This window comes from Enterococcus sp. AZ129, assembly GCF_051714505.1.
In the GTDB taxonomy this organism is placed as follows: domain Bacteria; phylum Bacillota; class Bacilli; order Lactobacillales; family Enterococcaceae; genus Enterococcus; species Enterococcus faecalis.
The window spans coordinates 1,120,615-1,144,560 of record NZ_JBIORY010000001.1 but is presented as its reverse complement, the minus strand read 5'-3'; the positions used below and the strand labels follow the sequence as shown (position 1 = coordinate 1,144,560).

At 38.3% G+C, this 23,946-nt stretch carries 23 protein-coding genes and 1 riboswitch; of the genes, 2 read left to right on the top strand and 21 right to left on the bottom strand.

The window, feature by feature from the left end; all coding sequences use genetic code 11:
- Positions 1 to 164 precede the first annotated feature (164 nt).
- Entirely contained in the window at positions 165 to 1,313 is a 1,149-nt protein-coding gene (gene hemW / locus IGJ90_RS05745) for a radical SAM family heme chaperone HemW (RefSeq protein WP_002357829.1), read from the bottom strand.
- 243 nt (positions 1,314 to 1,556) lie between these two features.
- Positions 1,557 to 4,217, bottom strand: coding sequence for a magnesium-translocating P-type ATPase (mgtA, locus tag IGJ90_RS05740; RefSeq protein WP_002384633.1), 2,661 nt, complete (start codon positions 4,215 to 4,217; stop codon positions 1,557 to 1,559).
- Between the two features lie 113 nt (positions 4,218 to 4,330).
- A riboswitch (M-box (ykoK) riboswitch) is annotated at positions 4,331 to 4,501 on the bottom strand.
- A gap of 252 nt (positions 4,502 to 4,753) precedes the next feature.
- Between mgtA and IGJ90_RS05735 the strand changes: the two genes are divergently transcribed.
- Positions 4,754 to 5,629: a LysR family transcriptional regulator gene (locus IGJ90_RS05735; protein WP_002382245.1), complete on the top strand. Its 876-nt coding sequence runs from the start codon at positions 4,754 to 4,756 to the stop codon at positions 5,627 to 5,629.
- A gap of 23 nt (positions 5,630 to 5,652) precedes the next feature.
- The gene (locus IGJ90_RS05730; protein ID WP_002357832.1) at positions 5,653 to 6,540 is read left to right on the top strand and encodes a LysR family transcriptional regulator; all 888 of its coding nucleotides are present in this window, start codon (positions 5,653 to 5,655) and stop codon (positions 6,538 to 6,540) included.
- Positions 6,541 to 6,601: 61 nt separating this feature from the next.
- On the opposite strand, the gene IGJ90_RS05725 is transcribed toward IGJ90_RS05730, so the two are convergent.
- The 19 genes from IGJ90_RS05725 to IGJ90_RS05635 all read right to left on the bottom strand — a co-directional run bounded on the left by IGJ90_RS05725 (position 6,602) and on the right by IGJ90_RS05635 (position 23,934).
- On the bottom strand, positions 6,602 to 7,750 hold the full coding sequence (locus IGJ90_RS05725; RefSeq protein ID WP_002357833.1) for an FtsW/RodA/SpoVE family cell cycle protein: 1,149 nt from the start codon (positions 7,748 to 7,750) through the stop codon (positions 6,602 to 6,604).
- A complete protein-coding gene (locus IGJ90_RS05720; RefSeq protein ID WP_438767731.1) occupies positions 7,716 to 8,891 on the bottom strand; it encodes an FtsW/RodA/SpoVE family cell cycle protein in 1,176 nt (391 codons plus the stop codon). Before IGJ90_RS05720 ends, IGJ90_RS05725 begins: the two co-directional genes overlap by 35 nt.
- 158 nt (positions 8,892 to 9,049) lie before the next feature.
- The gene (locus IGJ90_RS05715) at positions 9,050 to 9,310 is read right to left on the bottom strand and encodes a DUF2087 domain-containing protein (RefSeq protein ID WP_002366568.1); all 261 of its coding nucleotides are present in this window, start codon (positions 9,308 to 9,310) and stop codon (positions 9,050 to 9,052) included.
- 23 nt (positions 9,311 to 9,333) lie between these two features.
- Positions 9,334 to 9,675, bottom strand: coding sequence for a DUF1048 domain-containing protein (locus IGJ90_RS05710; RefSeq protein WP_002366567.1), 342 nt, complete (start codon positions 9,673 to 9,675; stop codon positions 9,334 to 9,336).
- Between the two features lie 3 nt (positions 9,676 to 9,678).
- A complete protein-coding gene (locus IGJ90_RS05705; RefSeq protein ID WP_002357837.1) occupies positions 9,679 to 10,002 on the bottom strand; it encodes a PadR family transcriptional regulator in 324 nt (107 codons plus the stop codon).
- Between the two features lie 149 nt (positions 10,003 to 10,151).
- Positions 10,152 to 10,748 carry a GNAT family N-acetyltransferase gene (locus tag IGJ90_RS05700; RefSeq protein WP_104659724.1) on the bottom strand — a complete coding sequence of 199 codons (597 nt, stop codon included), beginning with the start codon at positions 10,746 to 10,748 and terminating at the stop codon, positions 10,152 to 10,154.
- Positions 10,748 to 11,698, bottom strand: a complete 951-nt coding sequence (gene ribF, locus IGJ90_RS05695; protein WP_002363808.1) for a riboflavin biosynthesis protein RibF — start codon at positions 11,696 to 11,698, stop codon at positions 10,748 to 10,750. Before ribF ends, IGJ90_RS05700 begins: the two co-directional genes overlap by 1 nt.
- Positions 11,699 to 11,723: 25 nt before the next feature.
- Positions 11,724 to 12,644: a tRNA pseudouridine(55) synthase TruB gene (truB, locus tag IGJ90_RS05690; RefSeq protein WP_002357840.1), complete on the bottom strand. Its 921-nt coding sequence runs from the start codon at positions 12,642 to 12,644 to the stop codon at positions 11,724 to 11,726.
- 153 nt (positions 12,645 to 12,797) lie between these two features.
- Positions 12,798 to 13,922 carry an SH3 domain-containing protein gene (locus tag IGJ90_RS05685; RefSeq protein WP_438767728.1) on the bottom strand — a complete coding sequence of 375 codons (1,125 nt, stop codon included), beginning with the start codon at positions 13,920 to 13,922 and terminating at the stop codon, positions 12,798 to 12,800.
- Positions 13,923 to 14,040: 118 nt separating this feature from the next.
- Positions 14,041 to 14,436, bottom strand: coding sequence for a phage holin family protein (locus tag IGJ90_RS05680; RefSeq protein WP_002357842.1), 396 nt, complete (start codon positions 14,434 to 14,436; stop codon positions 14,041 to 14,043).
- A 23-nt stretch (positions 14,437 to 14,459) separates the two neighbouring features.
- Entirely contained in the window at positions 14,460 to 16,229 is a 1,770-nt protein-coding gene (locus IGJ90_RS05675; protein ID WP_002366562.1) for a hypothetical protein, read from the bottom strand.
- A gap of 32 nt (positions 16,230 to 16,261) precedes the next feature.
- Complete coding sequence (locus IGJ90_RS05670) at positions 16,262 to 17,719, bottom strand: phage tail protein (protein ID WP_002366561.1); 1,458 nt, start codon at positions 17,717 to 17,719, stop codon at positions 16,262 to 16,264.
- Between the two features lie 12 nt (positions 17,720 to 17,731).
- Complete coding sequence (locus IGJ90_RS05665) at positions 17,732 to 18,658, bottom strand: distal tail protein Dit (RefSeq protein ID WP_002365553.1); 927 nt, start codon at positions 18,656 to 18,658, stop codon at positions 17,732 to 17,734.
- Between the two features lies 1 nt (position 18,659).
- Positions 18,660 to 21,587, bottom strand: a complete 2,928-nt coding sequence (locus IGJ90_RS05660; protein ID WP_438767725.1) for a phage tail protein — start codon at positions 21,585 to 21,587, stop codon at positions 18,660 to 18,662.
- Positions 21,584 to 21,952 (bottom strand): hypothetical protein, encoded by a 369-nt coding sequence (locus IGJ90_RS05655; protein WP_438767723.1) that lies wholly within the window; start codon positions 21,950 to 21,952, stop codon positions 21,584 to 21,586. The genes IGJ90_RS05660 and IGJ90_RS05655 overlap by 4 nt, the downstream gene beginning before the upstream one ends.
- A gap of 17 nt (positions 21,953 to 21,969) precedes the next feature.
- The gene (locus tag IGJ90_RS05650; protein ID WP_002357848.1) at positions 21,970 to 22,329 is read right to left on the bottom strand and encodes a tail assembly chaperone; all 360 of its coding nucleotides are present in this window, start codon (positions 22,327 to 22,329) and stop codon (positions 21,970 to 21,972) included.
- A 34-nt stretch (positions 22,330 to 22,363) separates the two neighbouring features.
- Positions 22,364 to 22,876, bottom strand: coding sequence for a phage major tail protein, TP901-1 family (locus IGJ90_RS05645; RefSeq protein ID WP_002366557.1), 513 nt, complete (start codon positions 22,874 to 22,876; stop codon positions 22,364 to 22,366).
- Positions 22,877 to 22,888: 12 nt separating this feature from the next.
- Positions 22,889 to 23,305 carry a hypothetical protein gene (locus IGJ90_RS05640; protein ID WP_025186601.1) on the bottom strand — a complete coding sequence of 139 codons (417 nt, stop codon included), beginning with the start codon at positions 23,303 to 23,305 and terminating at the stop codon, positions 22,889 to 22,891.
- Positions 23,306 to 23,526: 221 nt separating this feature from the next.
- Positions 23,527 to 23,934, bottom strand: a complete 408-nt coding sequence (locus IGJ90_RS05635; RefSeq protein ID WP_002360491.1) for a RinA family phage transcriptional activator — start codon at positions 23,932 to 23,934, stop codon at positions 23,527 to 23,529.
- Positions 23,935 to 23,946: the final 12 nt, after the last annotated feature.

Sequence of the window (23,946 nt, the reverse complement as noted above, 5' to 3'; positions counted from 1 at the left end):
AACAAGTCCTTACCTTTTTGTCAAGGGAAATACGCAACTTTTTAGCACTCTTCAAGCAAGAGTGCTAATCGCTACAAACCACCTTCAAAAACCATCAATACCAACTTTTGTAATAAAAAAATCATCGAAATGCTTTGTCACACTTCGATGATTTTTTTATTTTTTTACTCTTTTTCACTTAACAAAAATGCTTCAAAAACATTATTCCCCACAAATAGTCCTTTTTTCGTTAAACGTAAGATATCTGCTTCTTCAATTAATAATTCTTCTTTGATTAAGCGTTGAATGACCTCTCCATAAATTGCTTCAATTGGTTCATGAAATTTTTGTTGGAATTTTTGTTTAGAAATGCCTACTTTTTTACGTAAGCCTAAAAATAGCTCTTCTTCTATTTGATTTAGACGAGTTAATTCTTCAGTCTCCACAATTGGCAATTGATTTTCTCGCAAGGGTTTCAAATAATGTTGGATTGGACCGTGATTTTTGTAACGAGTTTGCCCAAGATAGCCGCTGGCACCTGCGCCAAATCCATAGTAGTGGTCATTATTCCAATAAGCCAGATTATGCTGGCTTTCTTTTCCTGTTAAAGCAAAATTACTGACTTCATATTGGTGACGTCCTTTTTTCTCCATTGCTTCAATCGTTTCGTCAAACATCTGTGCTTCGATTTCTTCTTCAGGCAGCTGTAACCGTCCTTGACGAACCCAGTTCATGAACATTGTTTTATTTTCAAGAATTAATGAATAAAGCGAATAGTGCGGCAAGTCCAATGCTAAGGCTCTTGTCAAAGTATCGCGAAAACTTTCCAATGTTTGTCCAGGTAAAGCATAGATTAAGTCAATACTGACATTGGTAAAATTTTCTTTCTCTAAAAATTTCATTGTTTCATAAACATCTGCGGCGGTGTGTTTGCGACCGATTTTTTTGAGCAAGCGATCATCAAATGTCTGAACGCCCATCGAAAGACGATTGACGCCATAGTTTTTCATGACTTGTAATTTTTCTTGGGTTAAATCACCAGGGTTTGCTTCCACCGTAAATTCATTTCGGTCATCAAACGTTAGCTGTTCGCGAACCCCTTTTAGTAGCACATCTAACTGTTTCGCTGATAATGAAGTTGGCGTGCCTCCGCCAATATAGATGGTTTTCATTTCTTGTTCTGGATACAATGCTTGCGTAAGTTGAATTTCTTTTAATAAACTCTGAATATATTCATCAACTGGTTGTCCTTCTAAAAAGACCTTGTTAAAATCGCAATAATAACAAATATGCTCACAAAATGGAATATGAATATAGGCCGACCGATCGAACATCGGCGTTGAAGTTGAAAGTTGGTTTGTTTTGGTCATTAGCTCGTTTTATCTCCTTATTACCAAAAAGCTCGTTCTTTTTGGAAAGTCTCTACTAGCCATACTAACTGTAAATGACAAATAAATCCATAAAAAAATTCGCACAGTCACTTAAAACAACAACGAGGAGCTGTCATAAAAACCGACACCTCCTCAACCTTGAAAGAAAAGTAAAAAAATTTTTCTATATATAATAGTACAAATCAGTTACAGTAATTGACCGTAACGTTTGACGTATAAAACTTTAATGAACGCAACCAGTGCCAAATAAGCAACAATTGTCGGGATTAAATACAAGAAATAGCTTGGTGATAAACCGACAAATCCTAGTTCTGCACCGAAAGCGGTAAAGGGTAAAACAGTTCCGAGAACAATCCCTGCTGTAGTGACTAACGTCATAATTCCAGAAGCACTACTTTGAAGGAAAGGCATTTTTTCTGTTCGTAGGAAATGCAAGACGAGCATTTGGGACCATAAGGACTCAATGAACCACCCTGCATGGAAAATACCGATAAAGAGCAATTGATCTGCTCCATTTAATTCAAAGAATGAGCCACCTAGGATAGCCGGACACACAATGAAATACATAAATAAATAGGTAACAATATCAAAAATAGAACTCGTTGGGCCAAACCAACGCATAAAATTACCAATTGATTTTGGTTCCCATTTTTTTGGTTTTTCTACGTATTCTTCATCTACTTTGTCCCAAGGAACTGACATACACGAAGTATCGTAAATTAGATTTAATAATAGCGATTGAATCGGAGCAATCGGTAAAAATGGTAAAAAGATACTTGCTGGGATCACGGAAAAAACATTGCCAAAATTAGAACTTGCTGTTAATTTGACGTACTTCATCGTGTTCGTAAACACGCGCCGTCCAGATAAAATCCCTTTTTCCAAAACCATTAAATCTTTTCTCAATAAAATTACATCCGCCGATTCTTTCGCCACATCGACAGCTGTATCAACAGAGATTCCTACATCAGCAGCACGCATTGCTCCAGCATCATTTATTCCATCACCTAAAAAGCCAACAGTTTGACCATTTTCAGTTAACGCATTTACAATACGAACTTTTTGGTCAGGCGTAATTTTGGCGAAAATATTATACGCTTGAACGGTTTTTCTTAATTCTTCTTGGTTTAATTGTTGAAGTTCATTTCCTGTAATAATTTTTTCGCCAGCCAGACCAACTTCTTTACAAACAGAATGAGTCACATACTGATTGTCCCCCGTTAATACTTTCACAGCTACATTATGTTGATGCAAGGCGTGAATAGCTGCCGCCGCTGTTTCTTTTGGTGGATCTAAGAAAGCAAGATAACCTTGTAAAATCAACTCTGATTCATCTTTAGTTGTATACTCCCATTCAGCCGCTTCGACTTTTTTATCGGCAATTGCTAGAACGCGCAAACCATCTCGATTTAAAGCTTCAACGTCTTTGGTAATTTTTTGACGCAGCGTCTCTGTTAAGGGCACAATTTCGCCATCTAAAAGTACCTGTGTGCAGACCAAGAGCATTTCTTCAACCGCACCTTTGGTAATTAAACGTGTTTCTCGCGTTTTAAACTCTTTGATAATCACACTCATTCGACGTCGATTGAAATCGAAAGGAATTTCATCTACTTTATAAAAATCATCTGATTGTATATCACTTTCTTGTGTCGCCGCTTGAATAACGGCGTTATCCATTAAATTACGCAAACCTGTTTGAAAATAACTGTTTAGAAATGCTAAATCCAAGACTTTTTGATCTTCTTGGCAACCAATATTATAGTGGTATTCTAAAATTACTTTATCTTGTGTTAAGGTACCTGTTTTATCCGTACAAAGTACATCCATCCCGCCAAAATTTTGAATGGCATTGACATTTTTCATAATCGTGCCTTCTTTAGCCATTTCTCGAGAACCTTTGACTAAATTGGTTGTTACAATCATGGGTAACATTTCTGGTGTCAAGCCAACAGCTGTGGCAATCGCAAACATTAACGCTTCCACCCAATCGCCTTTTGTTAACCCATTAATTAGAAAAACAGTTGGCGTAATGACCAACATAAAGCGAATCAGCACCCACGTTGTTTTATTAATTCCTGTTTCAAAACTCGTCTGTTGCTGCTCTTCTCCGTTATCAGAAGCCATCCGTCCGAATAAAGTTTGATTACCAACTTTAATGACAATGCCCAAACCAGTGCCACTAATGACATTTGTTCCTAAAAACAAAAGATTGTCGTATTCTGTATCAATTTGATCACTATCTTTTTGATGAGTCGCGTGTTTTTCAATGGGAAAACTCTCTCCAGTCAAGGATGATTGGGAAACAAATAAGTCCTTAGATTGGATTAAACGTAAATCGGCTGGAATCATATCGCCAGCGGATAGTTGGACTAAGTCGCCACACACAACTTCCTCAATAGGAATTTCCATTTGCTTCTTGTCACGAATGACTGTCGCTGTAACTTTAATCATATTTTGTAATTTTTCAACTGCATTGCTTGATTTGACTGATTGGACAAAACTCATCGTGCCGCTTAAGATGACCATCGCTAACATAATTAACACGCCAGTCACATCTTTTTCCTCTGGCGCAGCATAGACATATTCTGTAAAAAATGAAATCGTGGCTAGTGCTAATAACACCAAAGTAAACGGCGTGATATACGATTTTATAAAAAGTCGCAGCCGTGAAGCTTTTTTTTCATTCATAATTTTGTTGCGGCCATAACGTTCTTGTAATTCTTCAATATCTTGGTGTTTAATGCCATCCCAAGTTGAGCCGAAACGTTGTAAAACTTTTTCTGCTTCTGAGTGGGCAAACTTTTTGTAACTATAGTCATGGCCCAAGTGACGCATTTTCTTTTCCATTTTCTTTCACCTCATTTATCTGTCGTTGACTTGAATTGACGATCGGTTCATCTTCCATTTTCCTCACCCTTTCCACAAAAAAAGACACGCTGAAAACTCAACGTGTCAAAGAATAATCGTTCTTATCGTTGAGCTTTAGCACTATACAACGTAAAAAGCGATTGCTTTTAGCTACCTTAAGAAAAGCCTTCATTCGACAGTTCCTGTTCTACCCATTGGCGTCTCTCGACATTTTTGGGCAGTAGCCTATGTTTGTATAGGAGCCTCACCTAACAAATCTTATTTAATTACAACAGCAAGTATAATTCTTCCATGAAAAAATAACGATATAGAAAAAGTTTTTAGTAGATAACTTTTTGTCCATTCAGTAACAAAAAGAAAAATAATCCGCTTATTTACTATGGTTTTCTGGTATGATTCGTATTTATTCATAGAATCATAACTGGTTAAATTAATCTAAAGACCGTCAGATAGCCTTGTCGAGAAGCTTTTCTTCTGCTATTTTTTGTATAGTTAAAGAAACGGCGGTGAGGAAAATGAAATTACAACAACTAGAATATTTTATGGCAGTTTCAAAGTATGCGAGTTTTACTTTAGCTTCTCAAAAGCTCCATACGAGTCAACCTTATTTAAGTACCCAGCTCAAGGAGTTGGAACGTGAATTAGGTGCTTCATTAATTTTAAGAGACAAGAAACATTGTCGGCTTTCTCCAGCAGGCGAAGTCGTCGCCAAGCGAACAGAGATGATTTTTGCACTCATTAAGGAAGCACAAGAAGAGATTAATGAATTAGTGACCCAAGGATCGACAACGACCATTCGGATTGGAACAAACTTAATTGATATAGATAAAGCATTTGGAGAAGTCTTGTTGTTATTTAATCAATCCTATCCGTATGTAAGTATTGATTTTAAGTATTATTACGATCTTGAAACAGCCTTGGAAACAGATTTAATTGACATTGGGATTGGGATATTTTTGGATACCTCGATTCCATTAGAGAAAGAATTAATTTATACAGAAAGCTATCTCCTTTGTGTCAATAAAAATCATCCTTTAGCCCATGCCGATAGCGTAACGATTGACGAAATTCGTTCTTTACCTTTTGCTGCATATTCCGATCAAGTATATGAAAAAAAAGTGTTTAAACGTTGGGAACGTAAAATCAATTGGGAAAATCGGCAAATCGTCATCGAACTTCCTTCTCTTCATTTAGTCTTAGACATGGTCCAACGAGAAAAAGCCTGTAGCATCCTTCCCTATTCACTCACTGATGAACTAAACAGACGTAACTTAGTTGGTATTCCTCTGGAAGATAGTCCAGAACGAGCCATCTATTTAGTTCAGAATAATCATCACGGACATTGTGAAGCACACCGTTATTTATTCGAACAATTACGTTATTTATTCTAGGAATAGAAAAAGGAGGAATTCCCATGGAACTATTTCGTTTACATTATTTTTTAGAGTTATGCAAAGTGAAACAATTTACTAAAGCAGCCGAAAATTTAGCAATTTCTCAAGCTGCCCTAAGTAAGCAAATAAAAATTCTTGAAGCAACGTTAGGCGCGGAACTTTTTAATCGCCAAGGTCAAACTACCACCTTAACACCAGCTGGATTAATTTTAGAAAAATATTGTTGGCGCATCACCAATGAGTTGGTCTCAATTGAAGAAGAGCTAAAAGAAATTAATCATTCTTCCAACCATATTTATGTAGCCACTTATCTCTGTGATTTAGAATATAAATTGAATGACTTACTAATGACAACATTAACGGATCGTTCATCCAACTTACAAGTCCATACTATTATTACAGAAAATATTCTTCAATCCTTGGAAACAATGGATGCAGATTTTGGTATTTCCTTTGCTGACTTACCATTACCTGAACATATTGGTAAAATTGATTTATTTACAGCAAATTATCAATTCATTTTAAGAAACGATCATCCAGCTTTGGCAAAAGCCACGACGGAAGAAATTTTAAAAGAACTAACAATGTACCCCTTCGTCCGTTTAAATACCGAATTTTCCGAGCAAAACAAATTAACCAATTGGCTAGATACTACGTTTTCTAATTTTTCTCCAGAGAAAGTCATTCAAGTGGATACTCTTTCACTTATTACTCACTTAGTGTCTCATTCCGATAGTTTCGCTATTGTCCCCGAATACACAAATATTCAACTTTTAGACAATTCGATTCATACACTGACTTACCAAGAACTACCTAAACGAAACATGGCAGTTTATTATTTAAAAGAACGTTACATGAGTCGACAACTTCAACAACTTTTGGCTGAATGCCAAAAACAATTTCAATAGTAAAAACCAAGACTAGAGCTTGTCGGCAAGCGAGTTCCAGTCTTGGTTTTTATTTGTGTTTTCAGGTAGCGGCTTCTCTTCCTTTGACAAATCCTAAAGAAGTGATAGCCATCACTAACGAAGTGCCTCCTTGACTTAAAAACGGAAGCGGAATACCTTTTAACGGCAACAGTCCAATCACCGCACCGATATTCTCCACCGTTTGAAAGACCAGCGAAAAAATGAGGGCGACACAGATGTACATACAGAAACGCGAATTGCTCCGCAAGCCAGCTACTAAAACTTGATAAAACAAGTAAAAATAGAGAAAAACAACAGTGGCACTGCCCACAAAGCCCCAGGCTTCCCCGATAAAAGTAAAAACCATATCAGACTCACGAACAGGAACATACACTTCAATCCCATGTACACCCTTGCCAAATAAACCACCCGAACCAATTGCCAATAAGCCTTGTACTTGTTGATAGGAGATTTTATCGACATAATCATAGGGATGAATCCATGCTAAAATTCGATCCAATTGATATTGTTTAAAATGTAAAAAGAAGAGTACTTTGTGCCCCCACTCTGTAAAGACTAACAGAATCAAGACCACGCCTAACGTTGCTAAAGCACTGAAAATAATGATTAAAATTTTGCGATCAATTCCTGAAATAACTAAAAGAGATAAAATAATCGTTACGAAAACAAGGGATGTCCCAAAATCTTTTTGTACCGCCATCAAGAAAAAAACAGGGACACTAACCGCAACGATTTTTTTTAGAAGTTGCTTGTCTGAACGCCATTTATCAGACCAGTCTTGTTGCTCATGTTGGACAATAATTTTTGCCAACATTAAAATAAACGCAATTTTCGCAATTTCTGATGGCTGAAATTTAATAAACCCTAAATCTAACCAGCGCTTTGTGCCCGTCAATAAATACATTCCTTTGTCATAGGAAAAATACAAAGCACTCATTAAGATTAATGAAAACCCATAGAAAAAAGGAGCTACTTTCCAAATAAACTTCTGTGACAGCCGACTAGCTAAAAACATGCCTGCATAGCCAACAAAAATAAAGAAAAGTTGTTTTAATGCTGGCACAGTTCCATCTTTTCCTTCATTAACGGCAATCCAATATTGCACACCAGAAGATAAAAGTGTGAGTAAAAAAATGGGCAATAATAAATCATAATTAAGATGTAAGTTGAATTTTTTTGTATTGACCATTTAACTGCCGCCTTTCGTTTACAATAATTTTAATGACGATTCCTAATGCCACTGAAAAGATTAAATAACTTGTCCCACCGTAACTAACAAACGGTAAAGGAATTCCCGTCATTGGAATCAAACCCAAAACGCCACCAATGTTAATCGCCGTTTGAGCTAAGATCAAGGTCCCGACCCCTAACAAAAACAAGCCGTAACAATGATTCTTTATTACACAACTACTCCGCAAAATCGAGGCCGCTAAAAATAACAAAAGAAATAGCAATAGTAAGCCGCCAATCAAACCAAGTTCTTCCACAATCACCGCAAAAATAAAATCGGTTTGACCTTCTGGCAAGCCACCTTTTTTTACCATACCATTGGCTAATCCAGTGCCCCAAAATCCACCATTATACATTGCTAAATAGGCCATTGAAGGCTGAAATCCGCGATCATGAAAGGATAAAAACGGATTTTTCAAAACAACTAAGCGGTCATACACATGCGCAAAAAAATGTGGTAAGTAGCGGTGATCGCCTAGAAAAATAATTATTTTAGAAAGAAGCGCCGCGCTAGCAACGACAATCCCCGCAGCAATTACACTAAATTTTGCATGAATACTTGCTGAGAAAATCAAGACACTGCCAATAACTAAAATAAGAATAGCCCCGCCAACTTTGGGTTGAATCAAAACTAAAAATGCAACGACCAAAACAAACAGCCATTGTTTTCTTAACTGCTTCGTTGTCAAGCCATTTTCTTTTTCACCTAAATAACAGCTCAAGTAATAAATAATCGCAAAATTACAAAGTTCTGATGGCTGAAATTGGATTCCAAAGAGAGAAATCCAACGTTGTGCGCCATTCGCTGCTACACCAAAAAAAGGTAGTCGAACCATTAACAGTAATAGTATCGAAACTAAAAGCAGTCCAATCGCAATTTTTTTATTAAATAACACTTCTAGTCGAACTTTGTAAATCACGAACATTAGCACCCAGCTGAGACACATAATAATGCCTTGTTTAATAAACACAGCAGTGGGCTTCACGCCTTGCATCAACAAGTCATAGCTACTGGCGCTATAAATCATTAACGCGCCAATAATACTTAATATAATAAAGGTCAAAAGAATTTTTGTTAGACCTAAAGTACGTAGATTCATTCTCTCACCTCTATCTTTTTCTAATTAAATCAATCTTACCAGTCTGAGTTAGAAAACAAATAGAGAGTTTTTTATAGAACTATTACTAAGCTTACATAACAAAAAGTAGCTAGACTTGGTTCATTTCACCTAGTTTCGCTACTTTTAAAAAAAGACATTTATATAATTTTTGTGTGTTGCTCACATTTCTGATAAATTTTTCCAAACTTATCTCTTTCTAAATACTGATAATCTACTAAATACCGTCTCAAAAGTGCATAATCTTCATAGATTTCTCTAAGTCGCTGATTGACTTCATTTTCCGTATATTCTTTCCCAAATTCAAATTGGTTGGCCACACGTTGAAACACTTGGACTTTTTTCGCATTTTTCTTGGGAATAACCAGCAACTTTCCTTCTTTAAAAAAATTTTCAACCATGTTTATTCTCTTTTTTGTTTTGACTATTGTTTAGAAAATTGATGATTCAGTTTTTCTTTCTGTTTATCGGTCCATTTGCCAGCGACTTCATTGACAATTGTTTCAGCAAAATCGCCTACTTTTTCTCCCGTAATATTTTTGATAGGTGTTCCGTTAGCAGCTCCTTCTTCAAACAAATCAAGTAAATCAGTCAACGCATTGAACATATTGGCTCCGCTATGATCTGAAAAATGCCATGCATATTTTTCGATTTCTTGAAATACTTGTCGATACTCTGCTGGTAATGCTGTAATCCGTCGTTTATATTCTTTGTACTCTTTTTTATCCCCAACAACTTTTTTAATCAACGCTTTAAAATTTGACATGCTCTATCCCTCCATTTTTTTCATCTTGTTTACTTGTTTTGAAAGCAACGTCCACCGCTGCCAAAAATCAGCGAGTTCTGCTTCTCCTGATGAGGTTAAGCGATAGAACTTCCGCATTGGTCCTTTTTCTGAAGGCTTTTTTTCAGCTATAACCCATTGATTTTTTTCTAAACGCAGTAAAATCGTATAAACGGTTCCTTCAACAATTTCAGTAAACCCTTGGTCATTTAAAATTTTTGTAATTTCATAACCATATGTTTCTTTCCTTTGGATGATGGCTAAAACTAAACCTTCTAAAATGCCTTTTAGCAACTCTGTCTGCTTCACTGCTTTTCCTCCCTGAACTACTCTTTATTACTATGTACCACTACATAATAATACTGAGTACCGGTTCTGTCAACTACTTTGTAGTAAAAAGTAGTAAAGACACGACAACTACCAGTACTTAACTAGTGGTTGTCGTGTCTTATTATTCTTTATTCATTTATTCCGAGGTCTGCTTCAAAGGCTTCTAATTCTGCAAGGTGTGTTTCTGGATAAGCAAAGCATGTTGAAAAATGCCACTCCCCACCACTTGTGCCAAAATAACCTGGCAGTAATTCCAAAGCCAATAATGCTTCTGATGTTTCTTTTTCCGGTAACGTAATCTGAAAAGTAGTCGCTGGAACAAAACCAAACTTCGTATAGTAAGTTGGATGGCCCAGGATAATCAATCCGCCGACGCCTAATTCTTTGGCCTTCTGCACAGAATGCTTAATTAACGCTGAGCCTACGCCCGTGTTCTGTGCTTCTGGATGGACACTTAGCGGCCCAACGGTCAAAACAGCCTTTTCTGTATGATCAGGTAATCGTAGTTTGGCTTTTGAAGACATAATATGACCCGTTAATTTTCCTTGATCAGTTTCTGAAACTAAGGACAACTCCGGAATAAAGTCGTCACTTTCTCTTAATAAATGCACGATAAAATGCTCTGTGGGACGCCAGTTTTCGGTCAAGTTTAATTCCTTAAACGCTTGATACGTTAAACGTTCTACAGCTTGATACTCTGCAGGTTTTTCTTGACGAATCTTCATTATTTATCCTCAGATTGTTGGAAATAGTCAGCCGTATCTCGTTCATCTTGTTTTAATTGGTCGATCAAGGCTTCAGCCCCATTGAATTTCACTTGGTCACGTAAATAATGATTCCACCGAACCACCACTTGTTCACCATAGATGTCTTGATGGAAGTCCAAAATATAGACTTCCACGGTTAAATCGCGTCCTTCTCCAAAGGTGTCATTATGACCAATTGAGCCCATGCCAACATACCATTTGCCACCAACTTCGATTTGCACAGCATAGACGCCAATTCTTGGTAAGCGCACGGTGCTTTTCACTTTGACATTAGCGGTCGGGAAACCCAATAAACGGCCACGAGCATCGCCATGGACAACTGTTCCTTCTGTTTCATAAATATATCCTAACAACTCCGTGACCTCCTCCATTTCGCCGGCTTCCATTTTTTCGCGAATTCTTGTTGAGCTAATTTTGGCACCAGTCATTTCTTCTTTTGGTACTGTCACCACTTCAAAACGGCCTTGCGCATAAGTTGGTAACTGTTTGACTCCAGCGATTTCTTTAGGACCATACGTATAATCAAACCCAGAGACTGCTACTGCACTATTTAAATTAACGATATACTGATCGACAAAATCTTGCGGTTTTAATTGAGCAAACGCTGAAGTAAATTCGACAATATATAAAATATCAACGCCCAAGTTGGCCATTAGGCGTTCTTTTTGTTCCAAGCTAGTTAAATATTTCATATTTTCTGGTAAAACTTTTTGAAAAACGATTGATGGGTGTTGGTTGAAGGTCATCACAGCTAACTTCAAGCCTTTTTCCTCAGCAATCTTTTTGCCTGTTTCAATTACTTTTTGGTGGCCTTTGTGAACACCGTCAAAGAAGCCTAGGACCATCACGACTTCTTCATTAGGAATTTGATTGGGTTCATAGGGATGATGTAGTTGAATAACTTGCATGTGCAAAAACTTCCTTCTTTTTTATTTAATTGTTCCGTAGAACTTTACTTGGTTTCAATAATTTATCATGCGTTGGGTGTGGCATGTATAAACTAACCACTTGATTTTGGTAAAATAAGGCAACTAAGGATTCTGGCATTGCCTTTATTCCTAGTTCTTTTTTGTGCAAACGCATGCCATTTTTTACTTTTTGATACAATTCATCTGATAAATCAATTCGTGGGAATTGTTCTACTGCTGTCTCAATGGGCAACAGGCATTGATCGATTGTTTCAGCTGCCATTTGTTTGGCTACTTCTTCTAACGTTAAGCATTGCGCAGCTTGCAAACCGCCACTTGCCGTTCTCGTTAAATCCGACATATGGGCAGGATAGCCTAATTTTTTGCCAGTATCCACGGATAGTGTCCGCACATAGGTTCCTTTGCCACAGACCACTTTAAACCGCCAACTTTGTGTTTGAGCAGATTCATTAAAAATTGGTTCACTAGTGCGTTCAAATGAATAAATCATTGCTTTTCGTTGGGGCCGTTCAACTTCTTCCCCGTTCCGCGCATATTCATATAAACGTTTACCATTGACTTTCACCGCAGAAAACATCGGTGGGATTTGTGTGATTTCACCTGTCATTTCGGCCATTGCTTGATCAATTTGTTCAGTTGACAGAGGTGTTGTAACTGGTTTTTTTTCAACAATTTCACCACTAACATCTTCGGTTGTCGTAGCAAATCCAAGTGTAATTTCACCTTCATAGGTTTTGCCAGAATCTACCATGTATTCGATCACTTTCGTTCCTTTGCCAACGCAGATGGGTAAGACCCCTTCGACATCTGGATCTAACGTACCACCATGACCAATTTTTTTGGTATGTAAAATTTTTCTCAATTTAAATACGCAGTCATGACTTGTCATGCCACGTTCCTTCCATAACGGTAAAATGCCGTCCATTATAGTTCCTCCAGTTCCGATAATACTAACTTTGTCATTATAGCATAAAAGTACCTAGCTTCGCAGTCTCCATTGCTTATTCCCTTTGGCAAAATCTCTGCTAAATGCACAAAAAGCCACAAACTCTGCTTTTATCAGAGTTTGTGGCTTTTTTTAGCTAGTAAATGATCCCCATGTATTCTGTGCGTTGCCATCGTTTGGTCCGATTGGCAAATAAATTCTCGCGCCTGTCGTATCTGTTCCACCAATAAAAACATACCCATCTGCAATATAAAACGCATCGTAATAAAAGCGAGTATTTTTGGGCCAAATGCCATAAATGGGTGCTGACAAACTAGGTTGTCCTGCTCTTAAAACAATGCCTTCGTCCACACCAATTAAAAATGATTTCTTCGTTTGCGGGTGCCAAAGTTCAGCAATGTCGCCATCGTTCACATAGCCTAACAAATGTCCGCTATTTTCAATACGGTAAAGGTTTTGTCGGTCTGGTAATTTCGCTGTAATTGTTCCTACCTGTGTCCAAAGTGCCTCTGCTAATAGATGTTCATTGATTAAAGCATCTGGTGTTGGATAGATTGAAGTGAAACGAATTGCTTGTCCTACTTGATATTTTGGTGCATTAGGTTTACCCGGCTGAACAATGACAGTCTCACCTGTTTCAGAAACGCCCGTTTGTAAATCTTGTGCCAACTGTGCTTTACTAATCCCCCAACGCGCTAAATAACCATAAGGATCTGTATGATCTCCCCACCAATTTTTTGTAATCCAATCATGAGTGACTATTCCATAACCAGTTCCATCGTCCAGCGAAAAATCAGCACCAATGTTCTGAGCCAAATCACGGGCCAAATTAACATAGGCAGCATAATCTTTTTTAAATGTCGTCGCATTATTCGTGCGAGCCAATTCGATTTGCGCATAGGCTTTTTGATTAGCTAAAGAACCTGCGCCATATTGAATTTGGCCAGCAGGAGCTAATTGTTTCACTCGTCCACCAGATCCGACAAAATATGAGACATAAGCATTTGACCAATTTCGTTTCATATAGGCTACTTCATTGTCTAAACTGTGTGGTCCTAGGTTCCGCTCGTTTCCAGATTCATGTAAAACAATTAATTCATTGGTTGCAGAGCCGGGAAAATAAGTAAAGTTGATCGGATCCGCTTCGATGGTGTAAGCGCAAGCCGTCATCGGAATCGTTAAACTTAAGCCAATCACTAAAGAAAGTTGAATCATTAATTTTTTAAACATAGCATGCTCCTTTCTTAAAAAAGCCATGAAAGGAAAGTCAAAATAACTTCCCTTTCACGGCTTAAACCTGCAGATAAATGGCGGGACAGAAGTAATTTCTTCGGCAATCAGCCGAAAATTCTACGTTTGTCCCGACCACTTCTACTTAATCATCTTTATTTTTTAACTGAATAAATAACTCTTTTAACTTTTTCGGCATAGGAATAAAGGTCGCAATGTTTTCAAAAAAAGAAAGTCCTTCGTTCGCAATGTAAAAAATCAGAACCATTTCCCGAATTGGCAAATTGTTCCCCACAACTTTTTCAACACGAACCGCTACAGCAACCACAAATAACATCGTCACTTTTTTCGCAATTCCGAGCATACCAATCCGACTGGACAATTCTTTTGTGGCGATTGCCTTAATCCAACCTGTGATGAAATCGACAATAATTAAAAAGAGGAAGACATCCAACAATTGATCTAATCCACCTAATAAACGTACGACAATCCCACCGAAAATGCTTAAAAGCATTGTTATTGTGTTGAGATAACGTTCCATAAAAAGTCTCCTAAACTAGCTTGTTATTTTGTCGGAAACGGATCGTCCGTGTACCAACTTCCTTGGAGGTAAATATTTCCAGCACGGTTAGCACCAAAAAGAATTCCTTGATTTCCCATCTCATATAAACCTGCACAATTCGGTTGAGGGAATGTATATTGCATAGCAGTTAACGCCAAATTCCATATTCCCTTTGTAATCTTCGTCGATAATGTATATCCTGTTGGAACAGTAAACACTTTAACCACATTATTATTCAATTTCGTCGGATCACTCAAATTACATCTTACAAATGCATCGACACGATTTCCTACCCTAATTAATACAAATTTCATATTGTCTTTATTAAAGGCCGCCTGATATTTTGCCTCGACTTCACCGACTCCACTAGCTTCATAAATGGCCATTTTAGAGGATTCCAAAGGCACACCATTGACGGTTGGCATAGTTACAAAATTCTTCATCCCAGCAATCTCTTGGTCACCTGTTTGTGTCACAGCTTGACCTTTAATCGCTTCCGCAACGTTTTTCGGGTGCATATATTTACTCGTTAAAGTTCCCGCGACTGCTTCGCTGTCTGATGCGAAGCCATAATTTTCTACATTGCCCAGCCCAACTTGTTCAGCGGTTACTTGGTGCGGATTATCCTGATTTTCCACATGGGTATTGAGTTGCTCCGCTTGAACAAAACCACTCTTCGCTAAAACCGCTTGGGCATCAACAGACAGACCAATATGAAGCCCCATGTAATCAACTTCTAAGCTGGCTGGCGTTACCCCATTCGATGAATCTGTATAGCTCATTAAATAAATGAAACCTTCATCTGTGATAAAATTCTGATCATTGATTTGAATTGAAAAATCGCCAAACTCTTTTGCTGATTCTTGGATTTGAGTTACCCAATTATCCGTAGTTGGTAAATACGTAGCGATTTTAATCGTTTGATTATTGGGCGCAGCGGCTTTCACACGTTGATTAATCGTAAAAAATTGAACGTTCTGGCGAATAAATGCCACCGCCTCGTCAGTTGTGAATGTTTCAAACATTTGTGGAATTAATTTTTTAGCGGCTTCAACGAGATTGAAGGCCGCTAATTGTTGCGGAATCACACCGCTTTGGGTGGAACCTGTTTTCACACCCTCATCATCACGGCTGGCCATTTTATTGTAGTCCGCTTGGGAAACTTCCTCCCAAACGTCTGTTGGCTTCTTAAGAATTTTAGCCGTAAAATCAGTGGAATAACTGTTTGCATTGGTGGCTGTATTGCCGGCCGTTTTACCGTTAAAGTCTAACTTCAATTTGACAGTGGTTGGCTTAGCCAATAAAGAAATACCGTCTGCTTTTGTCATACGGTCATTCAAATCAATTTGAAGACGATTCGCTAAGGTAGCTTGTTTGATGCCTTGTGTATCTGTGCGTGCTTGGACAATTTCTGGATTACTATCACCCGCTTCTGCTACTAATTGATCGAAATCATTTCGCAAAGTATCAAATTCTTGTTTATTATTATTTGCCGTTGAAACTGCATTTCCTGCAATCGTGATTGCTGTTTTGGCATTGTTCATCGCTTGGTTGGCTGTTTCATTTGCTTGATTGCCTGCATCGGTGGCAATTTGTACGGCTTCTTTGCCAGCTTCATCTGCGATGTTTTTCGCTTCAGAAATTCCATTCGTTAACTGGACTTGGTAAGCATCTACTTTCTCAGCTGATGCATTCGACTGATCCAAGATTGCATTGATTTTAAGGCGACCTTGATTCAGGGTATCTAATTCTTCAATATGTTCTACTGACATTTCGTCACACTCCTCTAGTTTTCATTATTTTATTAAAACTGGCCACCCAATTGGGATTGAATATACACACGACAGATGACCGAAGCATCCAACCATAGTGGCTGATGAGAGAAAAATTGAAGCGTGTGATTGCCGCGTTCGATTTTTCCATCTGTTGTTTTTCGTAAATAACTCAAAATGTTTAGCCGTTGTTGTTGCAATGATAGTTGGGGTAATTTTTTGCCATCCACTACCAAATCAATGTTCGTTACAGAATGCGAAGGTCCTTTAGCAGTTGCCTTGAACGTTAATTCTGCGGTGTTTATATAAAGAATGTCCTCGTCAAAGTATAAATTCAGCTCCACTGGCTGTGTCTTGCTAAGTTCTCCTTGTATTGAACGATTTAAAAGTGTCGTCGCCCCTTGTGCGTAAGTTTCGCTAATCTCTTGTTTCCGACTGAAAGCTGTCATGGTACTATGAATTGTTTCTTGCAGATTTCCCAACTCTAGCTGAATGTCTTGGGGGGCACCAAAGACATCTTTTTTACTTTCTTTTTTGATACGAAGGTTGACACTCCCAAACTCATTCGTATTAATCATGATAACCGTGCCCAACCGCAAACGATCAATTGCTAAAGGTTGATCTGTTAATTTAATTAAATCAGCTGCAGTCACTACCCAAGAAACTTGTGGCTTGGTCCATTCTTCTAACATTCGCAAAGCATTTTCCTTTAATGCCTTGGGATCAGAAAAACGCTGTTCCACCCAAATTGACTCTAATAAACCATAGCGGTCAATTGCGGCCTTGTTCTCTAAATACGGAACCCCTTGATTGACCGAGCGAATATTGACTTTGTTAACACCTTCGCCTGAACCTAATGGATAAATCCGATTGATTAGCATCTTGGGATTACGTTCTATTTCAAATCCTTGCATGTTGTAACCTTCTTGAATTCGCGCAACTGGTTCTGTTGGCGGTTTGACTAATGAAATTTCAAAAGGATAGATCTCTGTATTCCATTGCCAAAGATATTCCTCTTCGAAATCGGCTGGGATGCTAAATAAAGGCTCGACTAGCCCGTTTTCATTCTCCCATTTATAGGTTAATTTCCTTGAAAAATCACATTTTTTTAGGACCCAATGCTTTGTTTTTTGTTTATTCAATAGAAATTGAATGGCCTCTTTCGTTGTTTTGTTTTTAATTTCGTGACAACCAAAAAGGACAGTATCGCCTAAGGTACATAATGCTTCTGTGGCAGAGTAGTGAATTTGATTATTGTTCGCATCTTTCTTAATTGTGGTTGGCATCACGCGATATAAACCAATATATTCATTCTCATTGTCGGTCAGTTCCACCCATTGCATTTCTGCAATAAATTCATTTTTAGGATCATCTAGCGGCATGGTAAAATCTAAACTGCCAATTTTGTTCTCTATTTTTTCATAACTGACTTGATAGGCATTATCCAAGATTGCCGTATATGTTCTTTTCAAATCCAGCGCCATTAACATTTAATCACCCTCCTACACAAATCGGTTAGGATAGCGAATCGTCAAGCGGAAGTCGCTATCTTTGGCTTGAATATACAGCGGTTCATTGGGATATAGATAAAAATCGTTCATTGGTCGAATCATCGGTGCACCATTTTTTGTCAGATAAAAATTTTCAGTATCAATGATAATTTCCGAACGATCAAAGTCTCCTAAGTTAATTGTATCGTTCCGTGTTTTAATCCAAACACCACGTCCGGTTCCTGTTAAAATAATGGTCGGTTTGACTTTTAATCCTTCGACCGTAGGATAAATTTCAATTGGCCGAACTTCTTTGCCTAAATCCCCCATCGTGTAAGCCCGATTTTGAAAGGTAATCATGGTTGATCCCCAATAGGCTCCACCTTCAATTAAAATTGGAAAATCAACTGCACCTGAGCCTGTATTCCCCATTAAGTAATTCGCTTGAAATGTAATGGTTGGCGAACCCCACATCACACTAGTCGCATCACTCCGTGTGTATTTATACGGATCAGAAAGCAATAAAGTAAAGGTGCCTGTTACTTGGTTAACACCTTCGGGTACATCACTCACTGAAGACTTACTGCCAAACCACAGCATTTCCGGTTCATCGTTAAACCAAATAGAAACGTCTTTTTCCGTAAACAAAGCAACGTTTAAATGATTAAATGCATCTCGAAACGCTTCATTATTCACAGCTGAAAGGCGATATTTGACTGTTAATTCTCGTTCTGGAATTCGCGCATAAACGTGACGTTTACCATCACGAATCCCTAATTGATAGCTTTCAATTTCGCTTGGAACTAATTCTCGTCCTGAAACTGATAATGTTTGATAGCCAGGGATGACTTTTTCTAAAAATTGACCGTTAAAATTCAACGCTTCTGAAGGAAGAGGCGTTGAATGAGTTGCTTGATTGGTATCAACAAATTTATACATGTTATCCTCTCCTTCCTAAGCGGTTATTTTGTTTCACTTGTTGTCGTTGTAACTCTGTTGCTAAATAAGGCGCCGTAGTTGCTGCGACAACTTTCCCATCTAACGTTGACTCTACTGTCACAAATAATGGTCGATTGTATGCATCATTTTCTAAACGATGGTCAATCGTTGCTGTGAAGTTTCCTCGACCAGCTAAGTCCAAGGCAAAATCATTTAACAGCGGTAAGTCTAAAATAGAAGCCATTGCTCTACTAACGGCTGTTTCGCCTGCATAAATCCCCGTGGCAATCGTGCCGCCGAAATTCAATTTATGCAAATCAGATAAGGGACCTTCTTTTGCTGGTGAAAATGGTAAAAAGTTACGAATTTTACTGACGACCCCATCGATTGCTTCTTTGGCTTTTCCAATTGCGCCTGTAATTCCATCAGCAATCATACCGACAATATTCGCACCGGCATCGGTGAATTTTGAAAACCAACCTTGGATTGCTTGCCAAGCACCTTCAATTACAGAACCAATGGCATTTTTTACCTGATCGGCTGCATTGGTAACCCCATTTTTGATATTTTCAACTAACTGTCCGCCCGAAGCTAACAGTTGACCAAAATAAGAACCAATCTTCGTGATCATTTGTGAGATTAATGTTCCTGCTGCGGACAGCAAGGCACTCAATAGACTGAGTACACCATTAATTAAGGCTTGAATCAGTTGAATCCCAGCACTTAATAACTGTGGCAACGCATTGATTAACGCACCCATTAAAGCGGTAATTAGCGTAATTGCTGCAGTAACCAGTTGCGGTAAAATTGAAATAATCCCTTGGATCAAGGCCATTAGCAATTTGACACCTGCGCTGATGATTTGTGGCAAGGCACCAATTAAGGCATTTACCAATGTCAAAATTAAGGTAATAGCTGCCGCAACTAAGGTTGGTAAAATCGAAATAATTCCTTGAATTAACGCCATTAACAATTTGACACCTGCGCTGATAATCTGTGGTAAGGCACCTACCAACGCAGTCACTAACGCTAGAATAATCGTCAGCGCTGATTGAATTAACTGAGGTAAAATCGTCATAATCCCAGTGATTAATGCCATCAAAATTTGTAAACCAGCAGTCAAAATCAACGGTAACATAGTAACAAATGCATTGACTAAGGCTGTGATAATTGAAACACCTGCTGTAACTAGCATTGGTAACGCTGTGACAAAAGCTGTCACTAATGTAGTGATGATATTAATCGCTGCAGTTGTAATTGTTGGCAAGGCGGTGACAATCGCATTAACTAAAGTCATTAATAAGCTCAAACCAACTTCTATCAACATTGGTAAGACTGTTGTAATCCCCTGAATCAACGTAGTAATAATTTGTGTTGCCGCTTCAATTAAGACGGGCAAATTGGCAACGATCGCACCAACAATTAACGTAATTAAACTAGATAACGCGGTGACGATGCTTGGAATAGCTTCTGTTATTTTCCCGAGAATACTGGTTAAGACGGTTGTAAAAAGTTGTATAACTTTCGGTAGATTAGCTGCCAGCATTGTTGTAACCGATGTAATCGTGTTACCTAAATTATCAAAGACTTGGGTAATACCACCCGCACTCAAATCACCGGTTTTCATCCAGGCCGTCACGAATGAAACAATCAAGGAAATAATTAGACCAAACGGCCCAGAAATTCCTAATGCAGCCAGTGCAACCTTTGTCAGAACTTTTACCAAAAGACCAACCGCTAAACCAGCTTTGTCAAAGGTGCCACCAAATTGCCCTAATAAGTTACTACCTAATTGCAAACCGCTGGCAAAAACGCCTGTTAGCACACGACCAATTGTTGAAAAAATAGTCACCATTTTCTCTAAGCCTACTGCAAAAAATTGTTTAAAAACTGCCATTACTTGTTGAAAGGCCGGCTGAATCTGTTGTAGCAGTCCTACCAATTTGCCAAACGCCGCTGAAACAGCTCCTTGAATGGCACTAGCTAAGCTATTGATACTATTTCTAAATGTTTCATTGGTTTTATAGAAATAAATAAACGCTGCTACCGCTGCTAAAACGGCTGCTACAATTAAAATTAACGGTCCTCCACTTAAGGCACTAAAACTAGCACTTAGTTTTGATAAGCCACCACCTAACTTCCCAATGTTTCCTTTTACAAGAACCAAACCATCACTAAACTGTTGAAATTTTTGCTGAGCCATCGTTACCATAATCAACATGGGCCCAATGGCGGCTAAAATGCCCATAATGGCAACAATAAAAACTTGGACGGGTTTTGGTAATTTGATAAATAAATTCACCAAAGCTGTAATGCCTTTGACGACTGTGATAACCACTTGAACCAAAATTTCCATTCCTGGAGCCATCACGCTTTGAATCACTTGTGCTGCCGCTTCAAATGATTGATTCATCTGAGTCAATGCCCCTTGCAACTCGCCTTGCAATGAATCAGAAATCCCTCCTGCACTAGCCATAATCAGTCCTTGCATTCCTTGAAATTCGCCACTGACCCCAGCACCGACGCCCATAGCTGTTTTTAAAACATTCAGCATAGGTAAGGAAACGACACTAGTCATGGCCGTCCCAAAGCTCAGCATATTATTTTGTGCATTAGTAAAGCCATCAGAGGTTTCTTTCCCCGCTTTTTTAGCTGCTTCACCGGCTTGTTCAGCAGAATCTGTTAACGCTGTGTTCATTTGATCTGCTGCCTTTGCTGTTTCGTCTCCTGTTTTTTTCACTGTTTCTCCAGATTGTTGCATGACGGTTTTAAATGTGTTCATGACCGTGGCTGACTGATTGACACCCGCACTAATTTTCCCTAAATATCCACTTAATAAGGCATACTCACCGCTCATACTTTTTAATGCTTGTTGGACGCCTGCAAGGCTTTTCTTTGCCTCCGATAACGGCGTTTTTTCTTTGTTCATTCTCCATCTACTCTCCTCCCTTCTCGATAGCGGCGTAGACGCTCTGCCACAGTGGCAAGTTGCTTTTTTTTCCGCTCATTTAATTTCGTTCGTTGTGGCTGGTTAGCTACCAGAACTTCAGCAACTCGTTTTTCATAATCATAAAAACTTTTAAAGCTTTCAAAAACGGGTTTTCCTTTTTTGTTTGTCGCTTGCGCTTTAACATTTAAGTAGGCAAGCTCGTGCCTTTTCCGCTCTTCATCTACTTCTGCTAAATTAAAAGCAATCATTCGTAATTCAAATTCAGACATGGTCATCCGATCCACTTCTTCAAACGAACGACAGCCTAAGTAGCGAAAAGCAGAAAGAGCGATGTCGTGATACACGTCATCGCTCGTTTTAATTAGTTGGTCGCTTGCGCTTCTGCTTTCTTCGCTTCTTTGCTGAACTGATCGATCATTGGTTTTGTAAGAGGTTGCTTTCCCATTTCTTTAAGCAAATCATCTGAAAGTTTTTTGACATCTTGGGTCATTAACCATGCTTCAATTTCCGACTTACCTATTTTTAATTGCCCACTTTGTAAAGCTTCCATGATGTCAACTAAGATTACTGGATTGTATTGGCGTAAATAAATCATTGCTGAACTGATGCCCATGCCGAATTTGGCAGCGCCATTTTCAATTTGGTAACGTTTATCTAATTCGCGAATCGCGCCAATCGTAAATTTCACTTCAATTGTTTTTCCGTTAATCTCTAAATTCATTTTTTATCCTCCTAAAATTCAACACTTTTTTTGATTATGCGCCAGGTTGTGGTGCTTTCTCTGGAACGGTATCTTGGAACGCATATTGTGCTTCCGCAATAATATCTGCTTCTACTGTTGCAAAGCCATCTTGTGGCTTGCCATTAATAGAGGCTTCTGTTTCGATTTCTACTAATTCTTCTACATTGGCTGGTAAACTCCATGAATTTACATAACCTTGGGCATAAATTGCTGGATATTTACCTTCCGCATTTTTTTCACCTTTTAAATCAACATCCCAAAATTCCATTAAGATGCCATCTTCGACTGCGTCTTTCATGTATAAATTTTCATCATCTCGAGAGGCTAAACCGCTTAACGATAACGTAACTTCTAAACCAGAAACAGCATTCGCAACGCCATCTTTTGTTTGCGTACCGCTCGATTCACGTGAGAATTCCCATTCATGTTCAATTTGAAATAAGGGTTTCATTGCTTTCTTTGTCGCTGCTTCATCCAAGCGACGAACTAATAAAATACGGTCTTTTCCTTGCATAACTTCTCCCATTGATAATTCCTCCTAGTAAAATTGCATGTGTAATGGTAGTACAGCATGCCAAATTGTTTTTTTCATTTGTTTGGTATCTTTTACCATTTGTGCTTTGACTTCTTGATGTTTGATACCCCAATTAAAATGAGCCGTTCGTTTTAAGTTACTAGTTGCCTGCCGTAAAATCGTTCCTTTAATTGTAGAAATTTGTTGTCGTTCAGATAACGCACCATAAACATGCATTATTAATTCAATCTCTCCCGAAATAGCTGATTTAGTTGGCTTAGGTAATTCTTTACTATCACCTAAGTAAACAAATGGCTGATCTGGTAAATCTGTCGGCAGTTCCTCTAGCAACAAAAATCCTGACGTCTGGCAGATTGCAACAAGGGCTTCATATAATTCTTGTTCCGCTTCATTCATTTTTAGCGCCACCTTTCCATTCAAAAAATTCAGGATTGGTTAACAAATTGGCTCTCTTCTAGTCAAAATGAAGGATCTTGAAAGTAGCCGGCATTTTCTGCTCCTTCATAGCTGACACAAGAAAGCAGTCAAAATCATAGAATTCCGTGTCTTCATTTTTTTGGTTGCCTCACGTTTATCTATTTCTTTCGACACTATTAATTTACCATGTTGACACCTGAAAAAATTCCACGCTTTTTCCATGTTTACATCCCTAGTTCATCCGCCACCGCTTCAAAGAAATGATTTCTTAATTTATAGGCTTGGCTTTTACTAATAAATAATTGCTGGGCAAGTCCAATTAATGTTAAAGAGGGCCGTTTTTTCATATATAGTTCTTCAATAATCACGCGCGTTTGTTCATCCGCTTCAGCTAAACAATTTTTGATAATGTCTCGATTTCTCTCTAAGTTCCACAGACGACGATCCATAGCTATCGTAATCGCCATTCGTTCGGTCACTACAGAGTGAAGTCCTTGTCCTCTAATACCAGCATTTAAATCTGCTTCTTGATAAGGGTGCCGTAATTCTTCTTCCCGTTGACGGATATACTCATCTGTTTTATAAAAGTCTGCTAAAATATCTTTGATATAATTAAATGTTGACGTACGCATTGGTTAATCTCC

Bases quoted from the DNA above. Each gene is read 5' to 3' on its own strand.
- hemW (WP_002357829.1), bottom strand. From the start codon at position 1,313: ATGTTCGATCGGTCGGCCTATATTCATATTCCATTTTGTGAGCATATT.
- mgtA (WP_002384633.1), bottom strand. From the start codon at position 4,217: ATGGAAAAGAAAATGCGTCACTTGGGCCATGACTATAGTTACAAAAAG.
- IGJ90_RS05735 (WP_002382245.1), top strand. From the start codon at position 4,754: ATGAAATTACAACAACTAGAATATTTTATGGCAGTTTCAAAGTATGCG.
- IGJ90_RS05730 (WP_002357832.1), top strand. From the start codon at position 5,653: ATGGAACTATTTCGTTTACATTATTTTTTAGAGTTATGCAAAGTGAAA.
- IGJ90_RS05725 (WP_002357833.1), bottom strand. From the start codon at position 7,750: ATGGTCAATACAAAAAAATTCAACTTACATCTTAATTATGATTTATTA.
- IGJ90_RS05720 (WP_438767731.1), bottom strand. From the start codon at position 8,891: ATGAATCTACGTACTTTAGGTCTAACAAAAATTCTTTTGACCTTTATT.
- IGJ90_RS05715 (WP_002366568.1), bottom strand. From the start codon at position 9,310: ATGGTTGAAAATTTTTTTAAAGAAGGAAAGTTGCTGGTTATTCCCAAG.
- IGJ90_RS05710 (WP_002366567.1), bottom strand. From the start codon at position 9,675: ATGTCAAATTTTAAAGCGTTGATTAAAAAAGTTGTTGGGGATAAAAAA.
- IGJ90_RS05700 (WP_104659724.1), bottom strand. From the start codon at position 10,748: ATGAAGATTCGTCAAGAAAAACCTGCAGAGTATCAAGCTGTAGAACGT.
- ribF (WP_002363808.1), bottom strand. From the start codon at position 11,698: ATGCAAGTTATTCAACTACATCATCCCTATGAACCCAATCAAATTCCT.
- truB (WP_002357840.1), bottom strand. From the start codon at position 12,644: ATGGACGGCATTTTACCGTTATGGAAGGAACGTGGCATGACAAGTCAT.
- IGJ90_RS05685 (WP_438767728.1), bottom strand. From the start codon at position 13,922: ATGGCTTTTTTAAGAAAGGAGCATGCTATGTTTAAAAAATTAATGATT.
- IGJ90_RS05680 (WP_002357842.1), bottom strand. From the start codon at position 14,436: ATGGAACGTTATCTCAACACAATAACAATGCTTTTAAGCATTTTCGGT.
- IGJ90_RS05675 (WP_002366562.1), bottom strand. From the start codon at position 16,229: ATGTCAGTAGAACATATTGAAGAATTAGATACCCTGAATCAAGGTCGC.
- IGJ90_RS05670 (WP_002366561.1), bottom strand. From the start codon at position 17,719: ATGTTAATGGCGCTGGATTTGAAAAGAACATATACGGCAATCTTGGAT.
- IGJ90_RS05665 (WP_002365553.1), bottom strand. From the start codon at position 18,658: ATGTATAAATTTGTTGATACCAATCAAGCAACTCATTCAACGCCTCTT.
- IGJ90_RS05660 (WP_438767725.1), bottom strand. From the start codon at position 21,587: ATGAACAAAGAAAAAACGCCGTTATCGGAGGCAAAGAAAAGCCTTGCA.
- IGJ90_RS05650 (WP_002357848.1), bottom strand. From the start codon at position 22,329: ATGAATTTAGAGATTAACGGAAAAACAATTGAAGTGAAATTTACGATT.
- IGJ90_RS05645 (WP_002366557.1), bottom strand. From the start codon at position 22,876: ATGGGAGAAGTTATGCAAGGAAAAGACCGTATTTTATTAGTTCGTCGC.
- IGJ90_RS05635 (WP_002360491.1), bottom strand. From the start codon at position 23,934: ATGCGTACGTCAACATTTAATTATATCAAAGATATTTTAGCAGACTTT.